This window comes from Micromonospora sp. NPDC048930 (assembly GCF_043197935.1).
Lineage (GTDB): Bacteria > Actinomycetota > Actinomycetes > Mycobacteriales > Micromonosporaceae > Micromonospora.
Window position 1 is genome coordinate 22,382 of record NZ_JBICUB010000033.1, and the last position, 17,566, is coordinate 39,947.

Consider the following 17,566-nt stretch of genomic DNA (forward strand, 5'->3'; position numbering starts at 1 on the left):
TGGCTCTCCTTCGTCAGGCTGCGAGGTCAACGGCGCGACGCAGCATCGGCCGCCACAGCACCTCGGGGGTCTTGATCGCGTACCGGGCGGCGTCGATCGAGTGGTCGTCCGCCTTGATCGGGGCGTCCTCGCCCCGCTCGGCGGCCTTGTCGTCCCAGCTGTAGCCGGGGATCTCGTCGATCAGCCCCTGGCACGACTTGTGGACCTTGACCTGGTCGTTGCCGAGCAGGGACGACATGAGCCGGATCCCGTCGAGGACGGCGTTGTCGGCCAGCGCCGGTGTCATGCCGTCCTCGTGCAGTTGGAGGCGCAGCGACGCGGCGGCCGGGTCGACCACGGTCCACTCCGGGTTCAGCCCCTTCAGGCACTGCGTGCCGGGCACCTCGATGTCGGCGAGCCAGCGGCGCAGTTCGCGCGACAGGCCGGCGTCGGTGAGCTGCCGCCGTGCAATGGCCGGGTCGTGCCGCCACTCGTGGGTCAGGTACAGCCGGCCGTCCTCGCCGACGCCGAGGATGAGGGCGGCGGTGGCGTTGCGGGTGCCGTAGTCGATGCCGAGGCTGATCCACCGGTCGATGCGGGGCAGCATGGGGACGACGTGGCGGTCCTCGTCCCACATGTCGAAGACGGCGCCCTCGGCCTGCACCCAGCGGCCGAGGATGAACCGCTTGTACCAGAGCCCCACGTACTCGCGCTTCAGGTCCGCCACGTACTGCGGGTCCAGGTGCGGGTTGTCGTCGAGCGTCGATTGCCACGTGCGGAGGTTCAGCTCACCGGCGCGGAGCAGGTATTTCCGCCTCAGCCAGTGGTTGGGGGCGTCCGGGTTGGTCGTGCCGAACAGCTTCGCGCCGCGGACCGACAACCGGGCGAGGACCTGGGTGAAGAACACCTCCGGGATCGTGGTCAGCTCGTCGCCATACGCCAGGCAGAGGGTCATGCCTCTCACCTTGGGTTCGGCCTTGGCGTCGTTGGCGCCCAGGACGTCGACCTCGCGGCCGAGGATCGTGCCGGTGGGCGCGCCCGGGTTGTACTTGACCAGGCGGGCGAGGGGGCCGAACAGGGCCGGGTCGGTGAGTACGGCGAAGACGTTGCGGTTGACGGACTCGCGGGTCTTGCCGAACAGCAGGACCCGGCCGGAGCTGGGCGCGGTGGCTACGGCCATCAGGAACCGCAGCAGGCTGGCCACCGTCTTCCCGCTGCGAACGCTGCCCTGCCAGATGTTGAGGCGGGCCGTCGACTCGACCACCGAGCGCAGGTGGATCGGGGAGAGTGTCCGGCCGACCGCGTCGAGGTCAACCGCCATCGGACTCGGCGCGGGTCAGCTCGTCGTACGCGGCACCCAGCCCCTTCGCGAGAGCGCCGAGCATGCTCTTGGCGGCGTCGATGCCGGGGTCGGCGTCGTACTCGTCCAGGCGCACGCTCTTGTCGATCGCGATGCCGATGGCGTTCATCAGGTCCCGCTTGTCCCGGAAGCTGGGCTCCGGGATGGTGGCCTGCTCGAAGGTGTTCTCCTTGCCGCCGAAGTTGTAGACCAGGGCGGGCTGGAAGAGCTGCTCGCGGAGGCGTTCAGCGTCGTCGAGCAGTCGTACGGCGAGGGCGGCCCGCTTGGCTCGCGCGTCGTCCTTCTTGGCCTCGGTGGCGGCGCGGGTGCGCGCCCGGTCGAAGTCGAGGCCGAGCTTGTCGGCGATGCGGCTGATGGTGCGCCCCGAGCGGCCGAGCTCTTCGGCGATGGCGTTGCGGCTGAGGCCCTGGTCGTGGAGCTCGCGGACGCGGTCGTGGTCGGCCTGGGTGACGGGGCGGGGTCGGTTGGCCATGGGGTCACCTCACAGGCGGCTCACCTCGCCAGGTCGGGGGCAGGAGGGGGTGGGGGTGTGCGGGCCACCGTTCAGGCCGGTACGTGGTGACAGCCCCGGACCGCTGCGCCCCGAAGGGCGGGGGTCCATCCCAGCCGCACACCCCCGATCATCATCAAATTGGGAGTCTGTGATCAGGCCGCTGCGTCAGCCCAGACGGCGTGACGCCAGTCCTCGGCGAGCACGTCCGAAACGCTCGGCACCCACGGCACGAACGCGCCATCGGCTGCCCGAAGCATCAGGTACGGCCGGAAGCGGCAGACGGTGCCCTCGGGCAAGCCGGTGGCCTCGGCGGTGTTGCCGTTGATGGGGATCCCGTCGGGGTAGCCGAGCTGGTGGACGACGAACATGCCCTTGCCGTTCCATCCGTCGCGGCTGACCTTGCCGCCCTGCTTGAGCGCGGTGAGCGCCTCGCCGAAGTCCACGGTTGCTCCGATCGGTGGTGGTGGTGCACCCGGCCCGACTTGCACGGGCGGCAGTCGAGAGGAGGTCATCTGCCGTCCCGGCGGCAGGGAGAGCCTCGACGTGTGGCGGGCGCAAGCTGTTGGTCGTGGGTGCGGGCAGGCCGGCCGCCACAGTCGGCCTGCCCGCTTCCCCCTTGCACGCCCTGGCGTCCCGACCCTGGACGCACAACAGCCCGGCGGCGCTGAAGCGCTCTGGCCGGGCTGTGGGCAGACCCCGCCTATGCGGAGTCGGTGAACAAATCATGCGGCGACGGCGGCCCCAACGTCAACTCGACGCGGCCGGCCCCGCCGATCCTTCCGCCGGCGGATGTCGCCCTCGATCGTCTGGGCCTCGTCGAGGAACGACAGCCCGTCGTGGTTGCCGAGGCCCTTGCGCTTGCGCCACTGCCGGACCATGCCCACGGTGACGTCGGCGCCCAGGCGGTGGACGAGCTGCTGCACCGTGCCGTACTCGCGGCCGTAGTAACGCGGGTCGGGGTCGGTGCAGCGCGGCAGCTCGGGGAGGTCGGCGGGGCAGCGGCCGGCGGTGAGGCGGAGACCGCAGCGGGGGCAGCGAGTCACTGCGCGGGCTTCGTGTGCACGAAGGCGGTCAGGCAGGGGCCGGCGTACCGCTTGCCCAGCCGCAGGTTCCACCCGCGAAGCCCGTGCCCCTTCGTTCGCCAGAAGCCGATGTGCGAGCCGGGCGGGGTGCCGTAGTAGACGGCGAGGCGCAGCCACCGGCGGCGGGTCCGGATCACGATGTCGCCACCGCGCTGGTGCTCGGTCCGCTCTCGGCGGGTCTCGACGGTCAGCATGGCTCGATTCTCCCTCAGCGCCGCTCGATGAGGTGGGAGCCGAGGGAGCCGTCGAGAACGTGGTACGCGACCTGGCCGGGCGCCGAGCCGCGGCGCCACCACCGGGTGAGCCACTCAACCGCCGTTGGCGTCTCCTTGGGCTTGTCGGGCACCTTGGCTTCCAGCGCTTCGAGGGCTGGCTTGGCGTCGTCATAGATCTTGTCGATCTGCTCGTCGATGGCGTCGAGCTGCTCGTAGAGGCGTTCCGCCTGCGCTACCAGCTGGTCAACGTAGGGCTGGGAGAGCCGGACGAGCGGGATGTCTACCTCGCGAAATTCCTCGGTCATGGGTGCACGCTAATCACTTGGTGCCAGCCGGCGCGGCCCCCGCGACCGCGCCGAGGACGACATGCCGCAGCCAGATGTGGACGACACCCTCCACCGCCCCGTCCATCCCACACGGGCAGCCCTCGCCGACGCAGAGGCACGGGTTGTCCCGGCCGTCCCGCCACGACCCCGCACAGACCACGGTCCAGTCGCTCTCGGGGCCGGCGGTCTGGACGTACAGGGCCCGGCCCGCGCAGACCGGGCATGCGACGTCGACGAGGTGCCGGCGCCCGGAGGGGATGTCGAGGCCGCGAGTGCGGCGTACCCGGCCGTCGAGGCGGTCGAGGAGCCGCCAGGTGGCGTGCGCAGTACCCGGGCTGAAGGCGGGCAGGGCCTCGCGGATGCGATAGAGCGGGTTGAAGCTGTCGCCGGGAAGGTGGTGGCTGACGCCGTGCAGCTGCTCCTGGACGTCGGCAGCGAGGTCGGCGTAGCGGTTGGGCCGGGCGGTGCCGATGGTGAGGAGGGCGTCGCCGGTGGGGTCGCCGTGGCCGCCGAGGGCGCGCCGGCTGCCCCAGCTCGGGGAGCGGAGGGGCTCGGCTGCGGCTTCCTGTTGGGCGCGGATGGCGCGGGCCTCGATGACGGCGCGGGCGTCCAGGGCGAGGAGGGCGGCGTCGAGGGACCAGGCTGCGGACTGGGCCCAGTGGTGGTGCGGGGTCACGGTGCTCCTCAGGTGAGGCGGTTGAGCGGGTTGCGGATGAAGCGGTCCAGGCGCAGCTGTGGGGCCTGGAGGGCGTTGGCGATGTCGTCGGCCCGGTAGAGGGTTTGGCCGCTGACGGGGACGCCGGTGATGCCTTGGGCGGCGGTCCAGCTGGGGACGTGGCCGGTGGTGTGGCCGATGATCTGGGCGACTTGGCTGCGGGTGAGCATCTGGGTCACCGCTGTCTCCGCTGCTGCTTGCGCTCGGCGTGGACCTGCTTCAACGTCCGCCAGTAGCCGCCGCCGATGTCCTCACCGCAGATCCGGCCGGAGATCCAGCGGCGGCAGGGCTTCCACGGCTGGGCCTCGCACTTCGGGCAGGCCCGGGAGAGCGGGTTGGTGGCGAGTCCGGGTGTGGCGAGGGCGGTGACGGCCTGGTCGCGGCGGTTGGCGGCGCGGGCTTTGGTCATCGGTGCCTCCGGGTGAGGAGCCAGGCAACGAGGAGGTACTGGCCGAGGAACACGGCGCAGACGGCTTCGATGACGGCCATCTGGGGGTCCCAGTGGATGTCGAGGGCGGCGGAGAGTCCGAGGATGGCTGCCGCCAGCGCCACGTATGCGGCGCCGGCGGCGAGCAGGAGACGGCGGATCACGACGGCTCGTTGACGCAACGGATGTCGTGCTGATGGCCAGCAACACCATCGCCGGGGCAGGCCGCGGCGCGGTAGCCCTCGTACGTGCGCCCGCTGCCGGTACGCAAGCGCACCCAGTCCCCGCCGGCGGGGTGGCCGGCCGCGCGGGCGTACCGGGGCTGGCTGTCGGCGGCCCGGGCGAACTTGTTGGAGACGGCGATGACGCTGGAGACGGGCAGCTGCTCGGCGGGGATCTCCGGACCGTGCTCCCCACGGATCTCCTGCCGGTCGGCGTCCAGAGCAGCCAGGACGGCCTCAGCGCACCGCTTCCGGGTCGACAGCCGCACGAACTCCCGGCGCTCGGCGAGGACGCGGCTGAGGGCGTTGAACGCGAGGGCGTGCCGGCGGCGGGCAGTCGCCGGGTCCTCCTGCGCGCGACGTGGGGAACCGAGGCCCGACGGCGGTGCGTCGTCCTGGTCGTTGAGGATCTCGTCGACGCGGTCGACGAAGGCGGCGAGGTCGAAGTCGCAGCCGCCTTCGGTGCAGTGGGTGTCGCAGCGGTGTGCTCGGGCTTCACGGATGGCGCGGAGCTGGCGGTGGGCGTGGTCGGCGGCTGGGGCAGCGGCGACGAGGGCGGCGATGGTGTGGCGGTTGCGCTCTGCCTGGGCGGCGAACTCTTGTACGGCGCGGTTGGCGCTGCGGAGGTCGTTCTCGGTGGCGTTGAGCTTGGTGTGCAGCTCGGCGTGGTGGGCGGTGAGTTCGTCGCGGTACTTCGCGAGTCCTTCACGGGCTTGGTCGTAGGTGGCTCGGATTTCGTCGAGGCGGGCGAGCTTGTGCCGGTCTTCGGCAAGGCGCTCCAGCTCGGCGCGGGCCTCGGTGAGCTCCTGTTCGGCGGCTTCGGCGCGTGCGCGCTGCTGGTCGATCTCGTCGTAGGGGAAGATGCTGTCCTCCTGCATCTCATGCTGCATGTCGCGCCAGTGCGGCTCAGGCCGGTTCGGGTCGCGGGGCTGGAGGATGCCGGGGTTTGCTGCGAGGACTGCGTCGATGGTGGCTTGGGCGTCGGGGCTGACGTGGTCAGCGGGCACGGCGGGTCTCCTCGATCTCTTCGCGGATCTGTCGGCAGCGGGTACGCCATGCCTGGGGGCTGGGTGGCCAGCTGCCGTTCCACGGGTCGTTTGGGTCGGTGGCGGGCGGGGGCGGCGGGATGTGGGCCTGGGCGCGGCGTATGGCTTCCTGGGCGGACGCGCAGGCGCGTTTCATGCCCGGGGCCAGGTGCCGGTACGCCGGGGCGGTCATGACGCGCTCTGGCGGGGTCGGACTCCGCAGAGCGGGCAGCAGCGGGAGGCGCCGCCCTGCCGCTTCAGCTGGCGTTCGCGGGCTCGGGTGCCGGTCCAGGTGCGGGCGAGGCGGAAGGTGATGCCGGCGGCGGTGATGACGGCCATGAGGCGGGCGCCGCGGCCGGCGGCGTGGTCGGCGAGGCGGGTGTCCAGGTCGTCGGTCCAGCCGATGTAGTGCTTGGCGTGCTGGTAGGGCTGGTCGAAGTGGAGGAGGTAGACGGTGCCGGTCCTGGCCATCAGGCGGCCGCCATTCGGCGGGCCCGGGATCGGGCGGCGGCCTTGCGGCGGAGCTCGATCCGGCGCTGCTCGTACTCGACCGGGTCGACGATGTCCGCCTCTGGCACGACCTCAGCCGGCGGTGGGGTGATGCCGACCATGCGGTTGAGGGCGTCGGAGTGCGGCGGGGCCGGGCGGTCCACGAGGGTGGTCTCCCTTCAGGCGGCGGCGAGGGGGTGGCAGGTGGGGCATCGGCGGATCCGGCCGTCGATCTCGATCTGCCGGTTGGGTCCGCACTGGCCGCACTGGGGCGGCAGGCTGCTGGCGGGGCGGCGGTCGGTGCGGATCTCGTCAAGCAGCTCGGCCAGGTCGTCATCGGGCAGCGACCGGATGTAGGCGCCGACGCTGCGCGGGGCGAAGCGCGTCTTGATCGCCTTGATCAGGAGGTGGGCTTCGTCGTCATCCGCGGCCCCGTGGTCGAGGAGGTAGGCGACGGTCGGTGGCCGTTGATAGATGACGGGTTCGGCTACGTACGGAGATGGGGGAACTGTGGCGTCAGGCTGACGGAGCTGTGGTTCCGCCTGACGGAACCCTGGTTCCTCCTGACGGAGCTGTGGTTCCTCCTTCTCCGCATGGGGGAGCTGTGGTGCCTCCTTGCTGACCTGCGGGTTTTCGGTAGGGGGAGCTGTGGTGCCTCCTTCAGGGGGAATTTCCTCTCCCCCTTGTCGGCAACTGCGGCATCCGCAGCCGGGCGGGGGCGGGAAGGCCGGCAGCACCCAGCGGGGCGACTTGCCGGGCACGGCGTAGAGGGGCTTGCCGCGGCGGTCGACGCCCAGGGCGACGCGGACCGTGATGCCGTGCTTCGCGAGCCGGGTGACGGCCATGCGGAGGCCGCGGCGGTCGAGCCGGGCTCGCCGTGCGAGGTCCTCGACGGGTATCTCGCGGTGCTCGCCACGGACCCGGGTGTCCTCGCCGATAGCGACGAGGATGAGGACCTCGGCTGCGGTGAGGTTGGCGGGTGCGTGGTCGAGGACCTCGGCAACGAGCTGGTACATCCGGTCCGCGCCTTCCTGGGGTTACGGGATGGTTCGGGGGTGGCGGGCCGGGCCTCGCGGTAGGGAAGCCCGGCCCGCCAGGTCAGCGGGGCTTCGCGTTGGGGAAGCAGGCTTTGGCGGTGCAGGCTTTGGCGGTGCAGGCTGCGGCGCCCAGGTGGTCGGCCATCGGCGCGGACAGCTCGTGGTGCGGCACGTCCGGCACCTGGCCCTTCGGCAGGCAGGCGGGAACGATCAGGACGTCGCCCTTGTTGTTCTGCCAGGTGAGCTGGCCGGCGGTGCGCTTGCCGTCGTAGACCCGCTCCACGCGGTGCGCGGTCAACCCGGGGTGGTCCTTGCGAACAGGGACGGCGACGGTTAGGGACGGCAGGAGCTCGCGGGGCAGTCGGGGAAGGGTTGTGGTGGTCATGCTGCTCGGGTCTCCTCGGTCGTAGCGGCGGATCGGACGGCCCGGATCACGCGCCGGGCGTGCGCGTTGGTCAACCGGAGCCGGTAGCGGGCCTGCCCCTCGCTCAGCCCCTCCTCGAGGAGCCGGCGCATCGCCTCCATGAGGTCGACGTCGGTCAGCCGCGACGACGGCAGCCGCCCGGCTAATGCCTCGCCCACGGCCCACTCGTCGACGACAGGCGCGTCCGGGCCGGTGGTGTCGGGTTGGCAGGTGGGGTCGTCGATGTCGGCCCAGGCGAGGGGACCGTGCCAGCCCTTCGCAGCGGCTCGGGCGGCGGTGATCGGCGACGGGCCCGGCCGGGTCGACAGGTCCCGGTAGACGGCCTTCACCCGGGCGACCGTGGCCAGCTCGACCAGGCCGGAGGATGCCGCCGTGTGCTGCACTGCCTCCCGGGTGACTCCCATCCGGTCGCCGATGTCCTGCCACCGCCAGCCGAGGACCGTCAGGGCTTGCAGGCGGCGGCGGGTGCCGGTGCCGTCGACACGGCGGGCGACGGATCGGCCTTCACGCCAGCGCTTCACGCGGATGCGCTTGTGCTCGCGGGCGTGTGGGCAGCGGCAGCCGTACCGGTAGGCGGAGTCGGTGCCGTGGAAGGTCGCAGTGCAGTCGGGGCTGATGCGGCCCCGGTCGCGGGCCGGGCGGCTCACCGGTCGCCTCCCCGAGTCTGGACGTCGGCTGCGGCGGCGATCTGGGCGCACGCTGCGCAGTCGCGGTGACCGATCCGGACCGGCCGGCCCGTCATCAGCCCGGCGGCCATCACCGACCCGCAGATGTGCGGATACGGCTGGTCGGTGGGGACGGGGCGGCCGAGGAGGATGCTCGCGCCGATCCACTGGCCGATCACAGGTCGTCTCCGATCCGTCGGAGGTGCTCGGCCTGGGCCACGCTGGTGTCCGGCAGGGTGTGCCGGGGGTGCCGCCACGCCAGGCCGCAGACGCACAGCGGGTGGGCTGGATCGACCGGGTCGGGCATGGTGTGGTCGGCCCGGTAGACGCACGGGGCGAGCCGTGACTTGACGGTCTGGCGAGCGCGGCGAGGCCGCGGCCGGGTGCGGCCGGTCATCGTTTCCTCCCGTGCACCTCGGCCACGGTCTTGTAGCCCCTGCGCACCTCTCGCGGGAGATGGCCGATGTGGAAGTGGCCGTCGACGAGGGTGCAGGGGTACTCGCGCATCCCCTTGCCGTTGCGGTGCTCGCGGATCTGCTTGCGGGCCCGCTTCCGGCTGGAGAAGAGGCGCTTGCCGTGGGCGTCGCAGTAGCCGGTCCAGTCCGGCTGCTTGTTGGCCATCACGCGCCGCCCTTCATCTGGGCAAGCTCGTCGGCCTTGGCCTTGCACTCCCGGTGGGACAGGCCCATCGGGTCGGTCAGCCACACCGTGTCGTCACCGGTGCGGATCGGGTCGCCGTAGACCTTGCAGCGGCCGATGACGGTCGGCACGGCTGCCCGCTGCCGGCCGAGGTTGTTCAGGGACTTCGCGCCCATCACGCGCCTCCGGTCAGCCGGTCGATCTCGGCGGCCAGCTCCTGGCGGAGGGCCTCGACGCGGGTGACCTCGCCGAGCCAGGCCGGGACGTCGTCGGCGACCGCGCGGGCGAGCTTGTCCGCGTCCTGCTCCCGGCCGCTGTCGCGGGCCTCGCAGTAGGCGATGTACCGCTCGCCCATGGCGTCGAGGTCGGCGGGGACCGCCCGGGGCCCCGGGGCCGGCACCACGCCGGCCCCGGGGAACTGGATGACGTCAGCCACGAGACGCTCCCGCGGTGACCGGCTCCGGCCAGGTGGCGCGGACCGTGGGGTCGCACAGGAAGCACGGCCGCTTGCCCGTGCAGCCCATCCCGGGCGCCGGCGTCGGGCCGGTCAGCTCATCTGCCAGGTCGACCAGGTCGGCGAGTGGGTCCGGGGCGTCCGGCAGGATCGCGGCCGGCGGGTGGTGCTTCGCCACCAGCTGCTCCGGCTGCGACGGGCTCTTCGGCTGCGACGGGGCACCTCGCACCAGCACCGGAACCCCGTAGCTGTGCAGGTCCCCTGCCCACCGCGTCGAGTAGTCGTCCAGCGTGTTCACCGCGCGGGTGACCCCGACGTACAGGAGCATCAGCTCCGACGCGTCCAGGACGACAGCGCGGCGCCCCGAGCCCGGGGGCCACTCACGGGGGAACGGCTCCCGGAAGTCGTCACCGATCTTCACCGTCGACCACTGGCGGCCCTTGGACTTGTGCGCCGTCGACACCGTCACCTCGGCCGCGGCCTCGGTGGCGAGCGAATCGGCGACTCGCATGATCTTGTCCGGGCCGTGCTCGTCGACGAGCTTGACGATCGTGGCGAGGTTCGCGCCGTCGTCCATGGCGGCGTACTCCCGTACGGCCTCCCACGAGTCGAACGCGATCAGCTCCGGGTGGTCAGCCCGCTCGCCGTTCATCAGCCGCAGCGCGGCCTGCGCGAACCGCTTGATGTCGCTCGCCCCGCCCACCAGGTGCACGCGCCGGCCCGCGGCCACGTGCTCCATGACGCGGGCCATCGCGCCGGCGTTGGACCGGCACAGGATCGCGTCGGCCGCCTCCAGCGGCGCCACCGTGGAGGAGATGCGGTCGAAGCCGATGACGCGCTGCTCGGCGCCGAGCAGCGCGAGCCACTCGTTCGCCCGGTCGGCGACGGCCGGCCCGAACCGGAAGGACTGGGCGAGGGTGAGCCGTTGATCGGCGGGCCAGGTGGCGAGGGCGTCCACCGCGCCCCGCCACGCGTACAGCTGCTGGTACGGGTCGCCGACCGCCACCAGCTGCGTGTGCTTCTGGTCGCGCAGCACCCGCGACAGCACCGGGTTGGCGTCCTGCGCCTCGTCGAACAGGATCGCGTCCGCCGCGATGCGGGGCCGGGACAGCGCCCACATCTTCAGGTAGACGTCCGGCTGGAAGCGGAGCTTGCCGCGCGGGTGCGTCAGGTCCCTCCACGCCATGCCCGCGATCGGCACAACGATGCTGGCGAGGGCCTCGCGGGCGTACCGGTCGGTCACCCCGTTGACCACGGGCACGTGCTCCGGGCCGATCTCGTCCGCGTCGGACTGGCAGTACCGCTCCACCGTGGTCAGCGCCAGCCGTGCGACCTGGGCCGGGGTGAGGATCACGTCGGTGGCGACCTCGACCGGCGAGTTCAGCACCCGGGTCTCCGGGTAGCGGCCCCCGGCGTACATCAGCTCGGCGGCCTTCTTGCCGGGCATGCGGGGCGCATCGAGCCGGTGCGCCAGGTCCCGGCCGTGGCTCGCGAACGCCACGCTGTGGGCGGTGCGGCAGTCGACCCCGGCGGGGAACGCGGCGCGGGCCTCCTTGGCCAGCGCCGAGTTGTACGCGACGTACAGGCCCCGGAAGGTGGGCTGACGGTCGAGCCGGGCCTCGGCGGACATGCGGAGGGTGGTCGTCTTGCCGGCGCCGGCGACCGCGACCGTGACCAGGGAGTCCCCGGCCACGAAGGCGTCGATCACGGCCTGCTGCTCGACGGTGGGCTTGTGGCTCATGCCTGCGCCCCCTGCCTCGCCAGCTGGCGCTTGCGCTGCTCCAGGGCCGCGATCACGTCCTCGACGTCACCGGAGGTCAAGTCCTTGGACGACTCGATGGGCCGCTTGAGGACCTTGGCGAGGACCTCCCGGTACTTCGCCTGCTCCCCGTAGCCCAGCTCGTTGAGCAGGGCGAACATGCGCTTGCGGCGGCGCTCCTCGTGCTCCGTGGGCTGCGCGGCGGCGGGCTTCGGGTCCAGCTCCTTCGCCCGCCGCTCCATCAGGACGGACAGTTGCTCGTCGTCGCCGTGCTCGTTGGTGACCCGCTCGGCGGCGATGGCCGGGTGCTCCTGGAGGAGCTTTGCGGCGGCCTTGCGGATGCCGTCGGCGGTACGATCCGCGTGGAGCGTCCAGTCCCGGACGCCGACTGCGGTCGGAGCGGGCCGCGGCTCGGCGGCCGGCGGCTCGGACACGGGGCGGGCCTGCTGCGCCTGCTCCTGGTGGTGCTCCTCGGCGGCCGGGGCGGAGCCGGGCTCCGGGCGGACCGGGGCGTCCTCCACGGACATCGGCGGCGGAGCGGCGTCGGCGACCATCGGCCCGACAACGGTCCGGACTACGACCGCGTCCAAGCCGCCGTCGTTGTAGAGGCCAAGGCCGAACTGGTCGCCGAGGTTGACGGCGCACCGCTTCAGGCCCTGCGACACGGCGGTCTTGATGGCGTTGTCGTGGCAGTCGCCCAGGGACGGCTGGTTGCTGGAGTCACCGCAGGCGACGTCCTCGAAAACGGCGCAGCCGCCGTACTGGTCGAAGACGGTCAGCCGCACCTCTGCGCGGTAGACGACGGTCCAGACGGTCTTCTCGTTGGAGCCGCCGTTGCGGTACTTGATCGATCCGGGCGGGGACTCGATCTCCTTGACCAGCTCGATCCTGTTTTCGATCTTGTAGCCGCCGAAGCCGAAGACGCGGATCAGCCAGCGGCGGATGTCCCATGCCTCCAGGTGGGAGAACCCCTTGGGGTTCTTGCCGACGCGGCTACGGTGCAGCGGCTGGAGGAGGAGCTGGTGTTGCTCGGCGGTCAGCCGCAGCTGGGGCCGTAGGTCGTTAGTGGTGGTCACAGTCCACCTCCGGCGAGGACGGCGTACCGGTCGGCGACGGCCGGCCGGTCGGCGGTGTCGGGTTCGGGCTGCGCGGGCCGCAGCGCCTTGGCCAGCTCGGCGGCGACGGCCATCGCGGCGTCGGTCAGCTCGGCGTCGCCGTGCACGCCGTAGTCGAAGCGGCCCGGGGCGGCCTCGGCCAGCGCCAGGCTGAGCCGGAAGTCGTGGCCGGGCTCGGTCATCCAGGTGGCGATGGCGGCCAGGACGAGGTCGGCGCGCTTCATGGCGTCGTCGCACATCGAGCAGTCGGCGTCCTGGCAGCCGGCCGCGTGCGGGGCGAGGATGTCGATGATCTGGTCACGGATCGGTGTCACGCGAGGCTCCTGAGGATGAGGAGGAGCTGCCACACCGCCCAGAGCGCGCCGATGGTGAGCGCCCAGAGCAGCAGGCAGGTGAGGACGATGGCGGCGAGGACGGCGGCGGCGCGCAGGCTGTCGGTCACCAGCCACCCCGCCTCGCACGCCGCTTCTTCTCCAGCTGGTGGACGTGCTCCCGGCACGCCGTGCACTTCTCGCCCGCCTGGAGGTGCCGCCGGTACTGGCCCTCGCTCGGGCAGCCCTGCCGCAGCGGGGACGGCCGCGCCGGCAGGGGCTCCTCCGGCGGCGCCTCGCCGATCCACACCTGGGCGTGGCGGTGGATGTTGTCGTAGCCGACGAGCAGGCGGCCGATGCCGGCGTCGAGGTCGACGACGCCGCGCCGACGGCGGGGTACGTCGACCGGCCGGGGAGTGGCCGCCTGCTCGTCGTCGCCGTCCTGGGTGCGGATGTCGGCGAGGATCTGCGCGGCGGTGCGGATCATCGGGCACCTGCCGTGATGTCGTCCGTGATCAGGTCGACCAGGGCGGCCGTGGCCATGCCGCGCAGCGAGGCGACCGCGAGCTGCCGACGCAGGCCGGTGGCCGCGTCCGCGCCGACCAAGACCACCCAGCGGCCCGGGTCGGCCAGGTCGGGGCGCATCTCGCCGAGCACGGTCGGGTCGTCGACCGGGCCGGTCTCGGCGACGGCGTGGGTGCCGTAGTCCATGAGGCGGACGCCGTGGACGGCGCGGCCGAGCGGGGTGAGCTGCCATTCCGCGGTACGGTCCGGGCGCTCGACCCAGCCGGCACGTTCCATCTCAGCGATGGCGGCGGTGACCTTCTGCGGGCCACGGAACGGGTCGTGGATGTTCCACGCTCCGGGCTCGCGGCGCCGGCCGGGCACACCGTCGGGGCCCCTGCCGTACCGGACGTGGCCGACGCGGACCGCGTTGAGCAGGGCGATCCGGGTCTTGGTCGGGTGGAGGCTCATGCCGCACCCCGCTCTCGCCGCTCGAGCTCGGCGGCGGTGATGTGCTGCTCGGCCAGCTCCCGCAGGTTGAACGGCGGCAGGGAGATGACCTCGGCCATGTACGCCTCCGGCGGCGGGTACTCGCCGGTCAGAACGCCCCGCCAGTAGGCGCACTCGGCGTCGTTGGGGCACTCGCCGGGCAGGTGCCCGCAGCCGAGGTCCGGCACGGTCAGCGTGTGGCGGGTACCGACGGGGATGGTCTCCACGCCGTCCGGCACGGGGATGGTCTCGTCGAGGTCGCCGCGGTCGTGGGTCAGACCGGTGGGGTCGTCGGCGACGGTGGGCGGGTTGGGCAGCTCCACGGGCTGCGGGAACGGGTTCGCGGGGGTCGGCTGCGTCATCGCGCGGCACCGCCCTGCGCGAGCTGCGCACGCAGCTGCTCCAGCTGCTGCTCCAGCTCGGCGACCCGGTTGTCTTCCGGCGACGGGATAGGCGTGTCGACCCAGACCTTCAGGTCGCCGCGCTCCTCGCTGGCCCCGTATTCCCACGTGCTGCCGACCTGCTTGGCCTCGGCGGTCATGCCGAGCGCGGCGGTGACCGCGTCGACGATCGGCACGGCGGTGTCCGCGTCCTTCTTGGTGAGGGCGGCGTTGATCCAGAGGGCCACCCGGTAGGGCTTGCTGCCGGTACCGGCGAGGGTGGCGACCATGTCGGCGGCCTTGCGGAGCTCGTCGGCGAGGGTCAGCCAGTAGTCCGGCTCCCGCTGGCTGATCCTGACGAGGCCGAGGAGTGCCCCGTCGTCGACCACCTCCACGGCGTGGCCGCTGTCGGTGAACTGGAGGGCGATGGTGTCGAGGTTGTAGCCGGCGGAGGTCAGCTCGTCCCCGATCGCCTCGAAGATCTCGGTGGCCGTGGCGGGCGTGTCGATGCAGCTGGTCGGGATGAAGATGCCGAACGAGCCGAACTCGAGGACGGTGGGCCGGGTCGGGTCCGGCCACTCGGCGCGGGGCAGGTTGCTCAGGCCGGTCGGGAACTTGGTGACGTCGGCCGGGCGGGTGGCGTCGTACATGGCGCACCAGGCGGTGCCGAAGTGGCGGATCATCTCCGCCCGGGCCTCGCCGTGCGTGCCGTGGATGGTGACGTAGCGGCCGTCGAAGCGCTGGCGGGCACCGAAGGTGAAGTGCCAGTCGCGCGGGGCCTCGGGGTCGAGCTGTTCGGTAGTCTTGGTGGACATCTGGACTCCTTGCTTGATCGGGTTGGTGTCCGGGTGGGGAGCCCCCGTTGCAGCGGGGGCTTCGTTCGTTCAGGCCGCGACGCGGCGCTGACGGCCCTGCTGGCGGGACAGGCGCTCCCGGGTCTGCTCCAGGGCCTTGTCGCGGTCGGTCTTCTTCGGGGCGGTCCGACCGACCGTGTAGGTGGCGAGGAACGCCTCCAGCTGGTCGTCGGTCAGGTACCGCTCCTTGCCGATCCGCACGTGGGTGAACTGGCGGGCCGCGGCCCGCTCGCGGAGCCGGCGCTCGGGGATGCCGAGCCGACCTGCCACCTCCTTGAGCGGCGTCAGCCCGGGCAGGGCGAGGGGGGTCGTGGTCATCGCGTCCTCTCTTCCGCGGTGACGGTGTGGGCCTCGATGTACGCGACGTAGCTGCTGAGAGGGATCCGCACGGCCCCGTTCGGGCCGGCCGCCTTGGTGGCCTTGAGCGCGCCGGACTTGATGTAGCGGCCGACGCTCCAGCGGGACACCCGCAGCCGCGCGGCGACTTCATCGACAGTCAGGAACTGCTCTTCCACGCGACGCCTCCATGCTGCTCCGTCATGCTGCACGTTGTGCGATCCTCACGGTAACTGACGGAGCAAGACGAAGCAACATGAAGCAGCAGGCGCGCCGGAAGTTGTGCGATGGCTTAAGTTGGCGACTCTTGCTATGTCCAATACGTCGCCCCGTGCTACAACCTGCTACATGGCTGAGCGGGGTCCGGCGTACAACTTCTGGCGGCGAATGAAGACCGAACAGGCCAACCGCGAGTGGACGGACTCCGAGCTGCACCGCCGGTCAGGCGTCTCCCGGAACACGATCAAGGACTTGGGGACCCGCACGCGCGTCGAGGCCGGCACCATCTCCGCGCTCGCCGATGCTCTCGACATCCCCCGCGCTGAGGCGTACGAGCTGGCTGGGATCGTCCCGCCCGCCGACGAGCAGGGTGAAGTGGACACCGAGGCGGCCGACGCGCGGGAGGCGATCCTCCGCGACCCGACTTACAACGAGGAGCAGCGGGAGGCCATGCTCCGGCTGCACGACCTGTTCGCTCGCGCCAACCGCGGCGACAGCTAGTCCTGGTCGTCGTTCAGGAGGTCGTCCAGCGCGTCAACCGCGGCCTCTTCGGCCTCCGGCATCAGGTCCCCGTAGATCTCGGACGTCGTCGACAACTGCGCGTGCCCCAGCCGCCGCGAGATGGCCAACGGCGTCATCCGGCGATCCGAGAACAGCCATGCCGCGTGCGTGTGCCGAAGGTCGTGCGGGGTGGGCCGGCGGCGCAGCACCCCGGGACAGTCGCAGGTCGACACCGCATCGGGCGCCGGACCCATGTGGCTGTGGCACCGGGTCATCCCGGCTGCGGTGATCGCGCCGCACGGCTTGCCCTGGTCGTTCGTGCCCCCGTAGTCACGGCAGCGGCGGCGGCCAGGTTCGTCCCGGGGGCCGCCACGGTCCGGCGGCGGGTGCTCAGGGCAGCGCATCGCCCGCGCCAGGGCGGGGTTCCAGCGGCGCTGCAAGAAGTTGGAGTAGTGGACCGGGCCTCCGCCTGGTGCAGTAATAAGGAAAGCATCGTCCGGCCGGTCGGCCATCCGCGGCTTGAGGGTGGTCATCAGGCTGGCTCGTACGGGCACCTCGCGGCGCCGGCGGCCCTTCGTGGTGCCGAGGTACCAGCCGCCCTTGCCGTCCCGCTTCCAGGCCCGCCAGATCCGCACCCGATCTTTGGCGCCGGGCTTCGTGGCCGGCCGGATGTGCCCGACGCTCAGCGCGGTCGCCTCCGACCAGCGGGCGCCGGTGGCCGCGAGCAGCTCGACGAGCGGCCGGTCCTCGGGGGCGAACGCGCGGAGCAGGATCTTGTACTCGGCCGGGGTGAGCCGGACCTGGGTTGGCTCGCCGGTGTCGTCGTGCTCGACCTGGTCCCGCTTGTAGCGGACGCCTTCCGCCGGGTTGTCGGTGATGACCTTGTCCCTGAGGGCCGCCTCGAAGATCTGGTTGATCAGGGTGAAGTAGCGGGTGACGGTCGTGTTCTTGAGGCCCGGCTCGTCGTCCTCGGGGTCGTGGAGCTGGTTGAGCAGCGTGCCGATGTCGGTGGCGGTGATCCGATCCATCCGCCGCTTGCCGAAGGCGGGGTTGATGCGGTTGTCCAGCTGGGATTTGTAGCCGGCGCGGGTGCCGGGGGTGATGCCGGTCTTGGCCGGCAGCCACTTCTCCGCGTACTCCTCGAAGGTCGGCACGGTCGGGCCGGCGTCCGGGTCGAGGACGCCCATGTCGATGTAGACCTGCTCCGCGGTGCGGTTGCCGCGGTAACCCTCGACGATGCGCTTGGCCTCTTCGGCAAGGTCTTCGGTCGGCCACGTCGTACGCTGCTTGCGGCCCTGGTAGCGCCAGACGACGCGCCAGGATGGGCCGTGCTTCTCGATCGAGGCCATGGCGGGAACCTATGTCCCCATGGGGACAGCGGCAAGGGTTGGACCGGTGTTTTCCGGTGACGGTCGGTGCGGATCGCACACGCCAAATCGGGGCAGAATCGGACACCGACAGGTCGTGATCACTGGCCGGGGCAGACTGAAAATCGGAAGGTCGGCGGTTCGACCCCGCCCCTGGCCACATAGCCTTTCGCCGGGCTA

At 71.8% G+C, this 17,566-nt stretch carries 34 protein-coding genes and 1 tRNA gene; 2 read left to right on the forward strand and 33 right to left on the reverse strand.

Annotated features, from left to right (window positions below; all coding sequences use genetic code 11):
• Window positions 1-13 precede the first annotated feature (13 nt).
• The 32 genes from ACGFI9_RS37265 to ACGFI9_RS37420 all read right to left on the reverse strand — a co-directional run bounded on the left by ACGFI9_RS37265 (window position 14) and on the right by ACGFI9_RS37420 (window position 15,478).
• Window positions 14-1,300, reverse strand: a complete 1,287-nt coding sequence (locus ACGFI9_RS37265) for a PBSX family phage terminase large subunit (protein ID WP_393185816.1) — start codon at window positions 1,298-1,300, stop codon at window positions 14-16.
• Window positions 1,290-1,811, reverse strand: coding sequence for a helix-turn-helix domain-containing protein (locus ACGFI9_RS37270; RefSeq protein ID WP_393185818.1), 522 nt, complete (start codon window positions 1,809-1,811; stop codon window positions 1,290-1,292). Before ACGFI9_RS37270 ends, ACGFI9_RS37265 begins: the two co-directional genes overlap by 11 nt.
• 173 nt (window positions 1,812-1,984) lie before the next feature.
• Window positions 1,985-2,275, reverse strand: coding sequence for a DUF2829 domain-containing protein (locus ACGFI9_RS37275; protein ID WP_393185820.1), 291 nt, complete (start codon window positions 2,273-2,275; stop codon window positions 1,985-1,987).
• A gap of 279 nt (window positions 2,276-2,554) precedes the next feature.
• Window positions 2,555-2,875, reverse strand: coding sequence for a hypothetical protein (locus tag ACGFI9_RS37280; protein WP_393185822.1), 321 nt, complete (start codon window positions 2,873-2,875; stop codon window positions 2,555-2,557).
• Window positions 2,872-3,108 carry a hypothetical protein gene (locus ACGFI9_RS37285; RefSeq protein ID WP_393185824.1) on the reverse strand — a complete coding sequence of 79 codons (237 nt, stop codon included), beginning with the start codon at window positions 3,106-3,108 and terminating at the stop codon, window positions 2,872-2,874. The genes ACGFI9_RS37280 and ACGFI9_RS37285 overlap by 4 nt, the downstream gene beginning before the upstream one ends.
• Window positions 3,109-3,122: 14 nt before the next feature.
• Complete coding sequence (locus ACGFI9_RS37290; protein ID WP_393185826.1) at window positions 3,123-3,434, reverse strand: hypothetical protein; 312 nt, start codon at window positions 3,432-3,434, stop codon at window positions 3,123-3,125.
• A 13-nt stretch (window positions 3,435-3,447) separates the two neighbouring features.
• Complete coding sequence (locus ACGFI9_RS37295; protein ID WP_393185828.1) at window positions 3,448-4,131, reverse strand: hypothetical protein; 684 nt, start codon at window positions 4,129-4,131, stop codon at window positions 3,448-3,450.
• Window positions 4,132-4,139: 8 nt separating this feature from the next.
• Entirely contained in the window at window positions 4,140-4,349 is a 210-nt protein-coding gene (locus ACGFI9_RS37300) for a hypothetical protein (protein WP_393185829.1), read from the reverse strand.
• On the reverse strand, window positions 4,346-4,579 hold the full coding sequence (locus ACGFI9_RS37305) for a hypothetical protein (RefSeq protein ID WP_393185831.1): 234 nt from the start codon (window positions 4,577-4,579) through the stop codon (window positions 4,346-4,348). The genes ACGFI9_RS37300 and ACGFI9_RS37305 overlap by 4 nt, the downstream gene beginning before the upstream one ends.
• Window positions 4,576-4,761 carry a hypothetical protein gene (locus tag ACGFI9_RS37310; RefSeq protein WP_393185833.1) on the reverse strand — a complete coding sequence of 62 codons (186 nt, stop codon included), beginning with the start codon at window positions 4,759-4,761 and terminating at the stop codon, window positions 4,576-4,578. Before ACGFI9_RS37310 ends, ACGFI9_RS37305 begins: the two co-directional genes overlap by 4 nt.
• The gene (locus ACGFI9_RS37315) at window positions 4,758-5,825 is read right to left on the reverse strand and encodes a hypothetical protein (RefSeq protein ID WP_393185835.1); all 1,068 of its coding nucleotides are present in this window, start codon (window positions 5,823-5,825) and stop codon (window positions 4,758-4,760) included. Before ACGFI9_RS37315 ends, ACGFI9_RS37310 begins: the two co-directional genes overlap by 4 nt.
• Window positions 5,815-6,036, reverse strand: a complete 222-nt coding sequence (locus tag ACGFI9_RS37320; RefSeq protein WP_393185837.1) for a hypothetical protein — start codon at window positions 6,034-6,036, stop codon at window positions 5,815-5,817. Before ACGFI9_RS37320 ends, ACGFI9_RS37315 begins: the two co-directional genes overlap by 11 nt.
• Complete coding sequence (locus ACGFI9_RS37325) at window positions 6,033-6,314, reverse strand: hypothetical protein (RefSeq protein WP_393185839.1); 282 nt, start codon at window positions 6,312-6,314, stop codon at window positions 6,033-6,035. Before ACGFI9_RS37325 ends, ACGFI9_RS37320 begins: the two co-directional genes overlap by 4 nt.
• Complete coding sequence (locus ACGFI9_RS37330) at window positions 6,314-6,496, reverse strand: hypothetical protein (RefSeq protein ID WP_393185841.1); 183 nt, start codon at window positions 6,494-6,496, stop codon at window positions 6,314-6,316. Before ACGFI9_RS37330 ends, ACGFI9_RS37325 begins: the two co-directional genes overlap by 1 nt.
• A gap of 15 nt (window positions 6,497-6,511) precedes the next feature.
• The gene (locus ACGFI9_RS37335; protein ID WP_393185843.1) at window positions 6,512-7,348 is read right to left on the reverse strand and encodes a hypothetical protein; all 837 of its coding nucleotides are present in this window, start codon (window positions 7,346-7,348) and stop codon (window positions 6,512-6,514) included.
• Window positions 7,349-7,430: 82 nt separating this feature from the next.
• The gene (locus tag ACGFI9_RS37340; protein ID WP_393185845.1) at window positions 7,431-7,754 is read right to left on the reverse strand and encodes a hypothetical protein; all 324 of its coding nucleotides are present in this window, start codon (window positions 7,752-7,754) and stop codon (window positions 7,431-7,433) included.
• Window positions 7,751-8,440 carry a hypothetical protein gene (locus ACGFI9_RS37345; protein WP_393185846.1) on the reverse strand — a complete coding sequence of 230 codons (690 nt, stop codon included), beginning with the start codon at window positions 8,438-8,440 and terminating at the stop codon, window positions 7,751-7,753. The genes ACGFI9_RS37340 and ACGFI9_RS37345 overlap by 4 nt, the downstream gene beginning before the upstream one ends.
• On the reverse strand, window positions 8,437-8,637 hold the full coding sequence (locus tag ACGFI9_RS37350; RefSeq protein WP_393185848.1) for a hypothetical protein: 201 nt from the start codon (window positions 8,635-8,637) through the stop codon (window positions 8,437-8,439). Before ACGFI9_RS37350 ends, ACGFI9_RS37345 begins: the two co-directional genes overlap by 4 nt.
• Entirely contained in the window at window positions 8,634-8,855 is a 222-nt protein-coding gene (locus ACGFI9_RS37355; protein ID WP_393185849.1) for a hypothetical protein, read from the reverse strand. Before ACGFI9_RS37355 ends, ACGFI9_RS37350 begins: the two co-directional genes overlap by 4 nt.
• Window positions 8,852-9,079, reverse strand: coding sequence for a hypothetical protein (locus ACGFI9_RS37360; protein WP_393185851.1), 228 nt, complete (start codon window positions 9,077-9,079; stop codon window positions 8,852-8,854). The genes ACGFI9_RS37355 and ACGFI9_RS37360 overlap by 4 nt, the downstream gene beginning before the upstream one ends.
• Window positions 9,079-9,273, reverse strand: coding sequence for a hypothetical protein (locus ACGFI9_RS37365; RefSeq protein ID WP_393185853.1), 195 nt, complete (start codon window positions 9,271-9,273; stop codon window positions 9,079-9,081). Before ACGFI9_RS37365 ends, ACGFI9_RS37360 begins: the two co-directional genes overlap by 1 nt.
• Window positions 9,273-9,533, reverse strand: a complete 261-nt coding sequence (locus ACGFI9_RS37370) for a hypothetical protein (RefSeq protein WP_393185855.1) — start codon at window positions 9,531-9,533, stop codon at window positions 9,273-9,275. Before ACGFI9_RS37370 ends, ACGFI9_RS37365 begins: the two co-directional genes overlap by 1 nt.
• Entirely contained in the window at window positions 9,526-11,292 is a 1,767-nt protein-coding gene (locus ACGFI9_RS37375; protein WP_393185857.1) for a UvrD-helicase domain-containing protein, read from the reverse strand. The genes ACGFI9_RS37370 and ACGFI9_RS37375 overlap by 8 nt, the downstream gene beginning before the upstream one ends.
• A complete protein-coding gene (locus tag ACGFI9_RS37380; protein WP_393185859.1) occupies window positions 11,289-12,386 on the reverse strand; it encodes a Rad52/Rad22 family DNA repair protein in 1,098 nt (365 codons plus the stop codon). Before ACGFI9_RS37380 ends, ACGFI9_RS37375 begins: the two co-directional genes overlap by 4 nt.
• Window positions 12,383-12,739, reverse strand: coding sequence for a hypothetical protein (locus ACGFI9_RS37385; protein WP_393185860.1), 357 nt, complete (start codon window positions 12,737-12,739; stop codon window positions 12,383-12,385). Before ACGFI9_RS37385 ends, ACGFI9_RS37380 begins: the two co-directional genes overlap by 4 nt.
• Complete coding sequence (locus ACGFI9_RS37390; protein ID WP_393185862.1) at window positions 12,736-12,867, reverse strand: hypothetical protein; 132 nt, start codon at window positions 12,865-12,867, stop codon at window positions 12,736-12,738. Before ACGFI9_RS37390 ends, ACGFI9_RS37385 begins: the two co-directional genes overlap by 4 nt.
• The gene (locus ACGFI9_RS37395) at window positions 12,864-13,223 is read right to left on the reverse strand and encodes a hypothetical protein (protein WP_393185864.1); all 360 of its coding nucleotides are present in this window, start codon (window positions 13,221-13,223) and stop codon (window positions 12,864-12,866) included. Before ACGFI9_RS37395 ends, ACGFI9_RS37390 begins: the two co-directional genes overlap by 4 nt.
• On the reverse strand, window positions 13,220-13,711 hold the full coding sequence (locus tag ACGFI9_RS37400; RefSeq protein ID WP_393185866.1) for a hypothetical protein: 492 nt from the start codon (window positions 13,709-13,711) through the stop codon (window positions 13,220-13,222). The genes ACGFI9_RS37395 and ACGFI9_RS37400 overlap by 4 nt, the downstream gene beginning before the upstream one ends.
• Window positions 13,708-14,091 carry a hypothetical protein gene (locus ACGFI9_RS37405; RefSeq protein WP_393185868.1) on the reverse strand — a complete coding sequence of 128 codons (384 nt, stop codon included), beginning with the start codon at window positions 14,089-14,091 and terminating at the stop codon, window positions 13,708-13,710. Before ACGFI9_RS37405 ends, ACGFI9_RS37400 begins: the two co-directional genes overlap by 4 nt.
• Window positions 14,088-14,924, reverse strand: coding sequence for a hypothetical protein (locus ACGFI9_RS37410; protein ID WP_393185869.1), 837 nt, complete (start codon window positions 14,922-14,924; stop codon window positions 14,088-14,090). Before ACGFI9_RS37410 ends, ACGFI9_RS37405 begins: the two co-directional genes overlap by 4 nt.
• 69 nt (window positions 14,925-14,993) lie before the next feature.
• Window positions 14,994-15,281: a hypothetical protein gene (locus ACGFI9_RS37415; protein WP_393185871.1), complete on the reverse strand. Its 288-nt coding sequence runs from the start codon at window positions 15,279-15,281 to the stop codon at window positions 14,994-14,996.
• Complete coding sequence (locus ACGFI9_RS37420; RefSeq protein ID WP_393185873.1) at window positions 15,278-15,478, reverse strand: helix-turn-helix domain-containing protein; 201 nt, start codon at window positions 15,476-15,478, stop codon at window positions 15,278-15,280. Before ACGFI9_RS37420 ends, ACGFI9_RS37415 begins: the two co-directional genes overlap by 4 nt.
• A gap of 169 nt (window positions 15,479-15,647) precedes the next feature.
• Between ACGFI9_RS37420 and ACGFI9_RS37425 the strand changes: the two genes are divergently transcribed.
• Window positions 15,648-16,019 (forward strand): helix-turn-helix domain-containing protein, encoded by a 372-nt coding sequence (locus ACGFI9_RS37425; protein ID WP_393185875.1) that lies wholly within the window; start codon window positions 15,648-15,650, stop codon window positions 16,017-16,019.
• Here ACGFI9_RS37425 and ACGFI9_RS37430 read toward each other — a convergent pair.
• Entirely contained in the window at window positions 16,016-17,368 is a 1,353-nt protein-coding gene (locus ACGFI9_RS37430; protein ID WP_393185877.1) for a tyrosine-type recombinase/integrase, read from the reverse strand. The two genes, ACGFI9_RS37425 and ACGFI9_RS37430, sit on opposite strands and share 4 nt — an antisense overlap.
• A 107-nt stretch (window positions 17,369-17,475) precedes the next feature.
• Here ACGFI9_RS37430 and ACGFI9_RS37435 point away from each other — a divergent pair.
• Window positions 17,476-17,546, forward strand: a tRNA-Ser gene (locus ACGFI9_RS37435).
• Window positions 17,547-17,566 lie beyond the last annotated feature (20 nt).

Excerpts from the sequence above, each read along its gene's own strand:
- ACGFI9_RS37410 (WP_393185869.1), bottom strand. The coding sequence starts at position 14,924 with ATGTCCACCAAGACTACCGAACAGCTCGACCCCGAGGCCCCGCGCGAC.
- ACGFI9_RS37355 (WP_393185849.1), bottom strand. The coding sequence starts at position 8,855 with ATGACCGGCCGCACCCGGCCGCGGCCTCGCCGCGCTCGCCAGACCGTC.
- ACGFI9_RS37360 (WP_393185851.1), bottom strand. The coding sequence starts at position 9,079 with ATGGCCAACAAGCAGCCGGACTGGACCGGCTACTGCGACGCCCACGGC.
- ACGFI9_RS37430 (WP_393185877.1), bottom strand. The coding sequence starts at position 17,368 with ATGGCCTCGATCGAGAAGCACGGCCCATCCTGGCGCGTCGTCTGGCGC.
- ACGFI9_RS37400 (WP_393185866.1), bottom strand. The coding sequence starts at position 13,711 with ATGAGCCTCCACCCGACCAAGACCCGGATCGCCCTGCTCAACGCGGTC.
- ACGFI9_RS37335 (WP_393185843.1), bottom strand. The coding sequence starts at position 7,348 with ATGTACCAGCTCGTTGCCGAGGTCCTCGACCACGCACCCGCCAACCTC.
- ACGFI9_RS37425 (WP_393185875.1), top strand. The coding sequence starts at position 15,648 with ATGGCTGAGCGGGGTCCGGCGTACAACTTCTGGCGGCGAATGAAGACC.
- ACGFI9_RS37395 (WP_393185864.1), bottom strand. The coding sequence starts at position 13,223 with ATGATCCGCACCGCCGCGCAGATCCTCGCCGACATCCGCACCCAGGAC.
- ACGFI9_RS37270 (WP_393185818.1), bottom strand. The coding sequence starts at position 1,811 with ATGGCCAACCGACCCCGCCCCGTCACCCAGGCCGACCACGACCGCGTC.
- ACGFI9_RS37340 (WP_393185845.1), bottom strand. The coding sequence starts at position 7,754 with ATGACCACCACAACCCTTCCCCGACTGCCCCGCGAGCTCCTGCCGTCC.
- ACGFI9_RS37405 (WP_393185868.1), bottom strand. The coding sequence starts at position 14,091 with ATGACGCAGCCGACCCCCGCGAACCCGTTCCCGCAGCCCGTGGAGCTG.
- ACGFI9_RS37265 (WP_393185816.1), bottom strand. The coding sequence starts at position 1,300 with ATGGCGGTTGACCTCGACGCGGTCGGCCGGACACTCTCCCCGATCCAC.
- ACGFI9_RS37285 (WP_393185824.1), bottom strand. The coding sequence starts at position 3,108 with ATGCTGACCGTCGAGACCCGCCGAGAGCGGACCGAGCACCAGCGCGGT.
- ACGFI9_RS37305 (WP_393185831.1), bottom strand. The coding sequence starts at position 4,579 with ATGACCAAAGCCCGCGCCGCCAACCGCCGCGACCAGGCCGTCACCGCC.
- ACGFI9_RS37415 (WP_393185871.1), bottom strand. The coding sequence starts at position 15,281 with ATGACCACGACCCCCCTCGCCCTGCCCGGGCTGACGCCGCTCAAGGAG.
- ACGFI9_RS37365 (WP_393185853.1), bottom strand. The coding sequence starts at position 9,273 with ATGGGCGCGAAGTCCCTGAACAACCTCGGCCGGCAGCGGGCAGCCGTG.
- ACGFI9_RS37375 (WP_393185857.1), bottom strand. The coding sequence starts at position 11,292 with ATGAGCCACAAGCCCACCGTCGAGCAGCAGGCCGTGATCGACGCCTTC.
- ACGFI9_RS37290 (WP_393185826.1), bottom strand. The coding sequence starts at position 3,434 with ATGACCGAGGAATTTCGCGAGGTAGACATCCCGCTCGTCCGGCTCTCC.
- ACGFI9_RS37320 (WP_393185837.1), bottom strand. The coding sequence starts at position 6,036 with ATGACCGCCCCGGCGTACCGGCACCTGGCCCCGGGCATGAAACGCGCC.
- ACGFI9_RS37325 (WP_393185839.1), bottom strand. The coding sequence starts at position 6,314 with ATGGCCAGGACCGGCACCGTCTACCTCCTCCACTTCGACCAGCCCTAC.